Below are 4,055 nucleotides of genomic sequence, written 5' to 3'. Positions count from 1 at the left end.
GTGCCGACAACATGGCTTTTGGTCGTCACGCTGACGGCCGGGTATCAAAAGCTGTTCCATGAAAACGTCAAAATTGGTTTCTTGTCGCATGCAAAAATGTTCCAAGACAGCTTGAGCCAAGGCAAAATTTTGGCGCCGGCAACGAATGAGGCGCAAATGCGGCAAATTATTATGAACGACTACATTGATGCGACATTGTGCGCGATTTTCATGCTCGTGGTGATCGCCATGCTCATTTCCGCATTGAACATCTGGATCAAAGTGCTTCAAAACAAACATGTGCCGCTCAAAGAAGCGCCGTATGTGCCGCGCGATGGAGAAGGAGCGAAGCACTATGCCTAAATGGCTGCAAAACGTTTTGGCTTATCGCCGGCAGTTTCTTGACTTGCTTGTCGGCGTGCCGAGTTATGAAAAATATGTTGAGCATATGAAAACCCATCACCCTGGCGAGCCGATTAAGTCGCGGAAAGAGTTTTTCTGCGAGGCGCAAGAGGCGCGCTACAATGCCAAAGGCGGCAAAGTGTCGCGTTGCTGCTAGCGGACGAGAAGGAAGGAGGGGCGCGTTCCCTTCTTCCTTTTTTCTTCTTGTTTATCATCGTGGAGAAACATGTTCGATTGGCGGCATGGCTTTTGTGAAAGACGTTGGAAGCGTAGGATCAACCCTCAAGTAGAGAAAGGAGCTGTACATACGATGCGCATTCTGTTTGTCGGAGCGGGAGCGGTCGGCGGGTATTTCGGCGGCCGTCTTCTTGAAAAAGGGGTGGACGTAACGTTTCTTGTCCGCGAGCGCAGAAAACAGGAACTGGAGAAATACGGGCTTGTCATCCACAGCATCCATGGCGATGCGGTATTGGCGCCGAGATTGCTTGTTGCCGGTGAATCGGCCGAGCCATTTGATCTTGTCGTGTTCTCAAACAAAGCGTACCATTTAGACGGCGCCATCGCCGACGCGAAACCGTATGTTGGAGAGGCGACGATGATTTTGCCGTTGTTAAATGGCATGGCCCATATGGAGGCGTTATGGAAGGCGTTCGGCCGCGAGAATGTCTTAGGCGGGCTTTGCTTTATCGAAACGACGTTAAACGAGAGAGGGGAGATCATCCAAACGAGCCCGGCGCATGAGATGCGTTTCGGCGAATGGCCCGCAGGACGGACTGAACGGGTGAAGGCGCTCGAATCGCTGTTTGCCGGCGCCAATGCCCGTTTTCGCCTAAGCGAACAAATTGCGGCTGATATGTGGAACAAATATTTGTTTATCGCGACGATGTCGGGCGTGACGACGCTGTTCCGCGCCCCGATCGGGCCGATTCGCTCCGGCGAGTACGGGAGCGTCATCATCGACCGGCTGTTTCGCGAAATCAAAACGATCATCCAAGCGCATGGGGCGCCGTTGACCGATGAAATGGCCGAGCGGCAACGCACCCAGCTCGAACAGATCGCCCCAACGATGAAATCGTCCATGCAGCGCGATATGGAAAAAGGACAGCTCATCGAAGCCGACCATTTGCAAGGGTATTTGCTGGCATTGGCGAAACGGCATGGCATCCATGCCCCGATGCTTGAGGCAGTATATCACAATTTAAAAATTTATGAAGCGAGCCGCGCAACGAGTTGATCAACCCCAGCCGGTTGGCAGGAGCGTGCAGCCCCGTCAACCGGCTGTTTTTTTGAGAAAAAGAAAAGTTGTTTATCGCACCAATATCGTGTACAGTTAATAGTGAAAACGTGTGCACAAGGAGGAGGCAGCCTTGAAAAAAACATGGTGGAAAGAAGGCGTTGCGTATCAAATTTATCCTCGCAGCTTTATGGATGCCAACGGCGACGGCATCGGTGATCTTCGCGGCATCATCGAAAAGCTGGATTATTTGGTGGAGCTTGGAGTCGACATCATTTGGATTTGTCCGATTTACCGGTCGCCGAACGCCGATAACGGATATGACATCAGCGATTATTATGCCATTATGGATGAGTTTGGAACGATGGATGACTTCGATGAATTGCTTGCCCAAGCCCATCGGCGCGGGTTGAAAGTCATTTTGGATTTGGTCATCAATCATACGAGTGATGAGCATCCGTGGTTTATCGAATCGCGGTCATCGCGAGACAATCCGAAGCGCGACTGGTACATTTGGCGCGACGGCAAAGACGGGCGCGAACCGAACAACTGGGAAAGCATTTTCGGCGGCTCGGCATGGCAGTATGACGAGCGGACGGGGCAGTACTATTTACATCTTTTCGATGTGAAACAGCCCGATTTGAACTGGGAAAACAGAGAGGTGCGCGAAGCGCTGTATGACATGATCAACTGGTGGCTGGATAAAGGCATCGACGGCTTTCGCATCGACGCGATTTCCCACATTAAGAAAAAGCCGGGTCTTCCCGATTTGCCAAATCCGAAGGGGCTGAAGTACGTGCCGTCATTTGCTGCGCACATGAACCAGCCAGGGATTATGGAGTATTTGCGAGAGTTGAAAGAGCAAACGTTTGCACGATATGACATTATGACGGTCGGCGAGGCGAACGGAGTAACGGTTGATGAGGCCGAACAATGGGTCGGGGAAGAAAACGGCGTGTTTCATATGATTTTTCAGTTTGAGCATTTAGGGCTTTGGAAAAGGAAAGCCGATGGTTCGATCGATGTCCGCCGGCTGAAGCGGACGTTGACGAAATGGCAAAAAGGATTGGAAAACCGTGGGTGGAACGCGCTCTTTTTGGAAAACCACGACTTGCCTCGATCAGTGTCGACATGGGGAAATGACGGCGAGTATTGGGCGGAGAGCGCGAAGGCGCTTGGCGCGCTCTACTTTTTCATGCAAGGGACGCCGTTCATTTACCAAGGGCAAGAGATCGGGATGACGAACGTGCAATTTTCCGACATTCGCGACTACCGCGATGTCGCTGCCTTGCGTCTGTATGAACTCGAACGGGCGAACGGCCGGACGCATGAGGAAGTGATGAAGATCATTTGGCAAACCGGGCGCGACAACTCGCGCACCCCGATGCAATGGTCTGGTGCCCCAAACGCTGGATTCACGACAGGTACGCCATGGATCAAGGTGAACGAAAACTATCGTACGATCAATGTCGAGGCCGAGCGGCGCGACCCGAACTCGGTATGGTCGTTTTATCGACAAATGATTCAGCTTCGGAAAGCGAACGAGCTGTTTGTTTACGGAACGTACGATCTGCTTTTGGAAAACCACCCATCCATTTACGCGTACACAAGAACGCTTGGCCGCGATCGGGCGCTTATCATGGTCAACGTATCTGATCGTCCTTCACTTTACCGCTATGACGGCTTCCGCCTTCAGTCAAGCGATTTGGCGCTCTCGAACTACCCGGTCCGTCCGCATAAAAATGCGACGCGTTTTAAGCTGAAGCCGTACGAGGCGCGCGTATACATCTGGAAAGAATAAGAAGGAATTTGCCTTTCTGTGTGGAATGAATGAATACGGAAGGGAGATGATCAACATGGCGACGGTCGATCCGATTCGCTACCCGATCGGAACGTTTCAAGAGCCGGAGCGTTTTGAGGCTGAGGAGGTGCAAAAGTGGATTGCTGCCATCCGCGGACTGCCGAACGACTTAAGAACCGCTGTTTCCGGCTTGAACGATGAGCAGCTGAACACGCCGTATCGCGACGGCGGCTGGACGGTGGCCCAAGTCGTCCATCATTTGGCTGATGCAAGCATGAATGCGTTTTTGCGCACGAAATGGGGAGTGACGGAAGACGGCCCAACGGTGAAGCCGTTTGCGGAAAGCGAATGGGCGAAAACGGCCGATGCTTGCTCGCTGCCCATTGAACCGTCGCTTTTATTGCTTGACGGACTGCATGCACGGTGGACGACGCTGCTCGAGTCGATGACAGAAGCCGATTTTCATCGCCTCATCCAACCGGAAGGAGCGTTGCGGCCGATGCCGCTGTACGTATTGACCGCGCTGTATGCATGGCATGGGAAACATCATACCGCACAAATTGTGTCGTTGCGCAAACGAAAAGGATGGTAAAGGCTGCCGATTGTTCGGCGGCTTTTTTCTTCATCCTATTTCGCGCA

4 protein-coding genes and 1 pseudogene are annotated in these 4,055 nt (G+C 52.5%); all 5 read left to right on the top strand.

What is annotated here, in order from left to right; all coding sequences use genetic code 11:
* Positions 1-342 (top strand): annotated as a pseudogene (locus I656_RS00455) (carbon starvation protein A); the annotation flags it as partial.
* Positions 335-538 (top strand): YbdD/YjiX family protein, encoded by a 204-nt coding sequence (locus I656_RS00460; RefSeq protein WP_011230117.1) that lies wholly within the window; start codon positions 335-337, stop codon positions 536-538. The pseudogene I656_RS00455 and the gene I656_RS00460, both read left to right, overlap by 8 nt.
* 153 nt (positions 539-691) lie before the next feature.
* The gene (locus I656_RS00465; protein WP_015374006.1) at positions 692-1,615 is read left to right on the top strand and encodes a ketopantoate reductase family protein; all 924 of its coding nucleotides are present in this window, start codon (positions 692-694) and stop codon (positions 1,613-1,615) included.
* A gap of 133 nt (positions 1,616-1,748) precedes the next feature.
* Positions 1,749-3,416 carry an alpha-glucosidase gene (locus tag I656_RS00470; RefSeq protein WP_015374007.1) on the top strand — a complete coding sequence of 556 codons (1,668 nt, stop codon included), beginning with the start codon at positions 1,749-1,751 and terminating at the stop codon, positions 3,414-3,416.
* Positions 3,417-3,471: 55 nt separating this feature from the next.
* Positions 3,472-4,008, top strand: coding sequence for a YfiT family bacillithiol transferase (locus I656_RS00475; protein WP_033006887.1), 537 nt, complete (start codon positions 3,472-3,474; stop codon positions 4,006-4,008).
* The last annotated feature ends 47 nt before the right edge of the window (positions 4,009-4,055 follow it).

Origin of the sequence: Geobacillus sp. WSUCF1, assembly GCF_000422025.1 — a bacterium.
In the GTDB taxonomy this organism is placed as follows: domain Bacteria; phylum Bacillota; class Bacilli; order Bacillales; family Anoxybacillaceae; genus Geobacillus; species Geobacillus zalihae.
The sequence above is the reverse complement of the archived record's forward strand: the minus strand, read 5'-3'. Positions and strand labels throughout refer to the sequence as shown.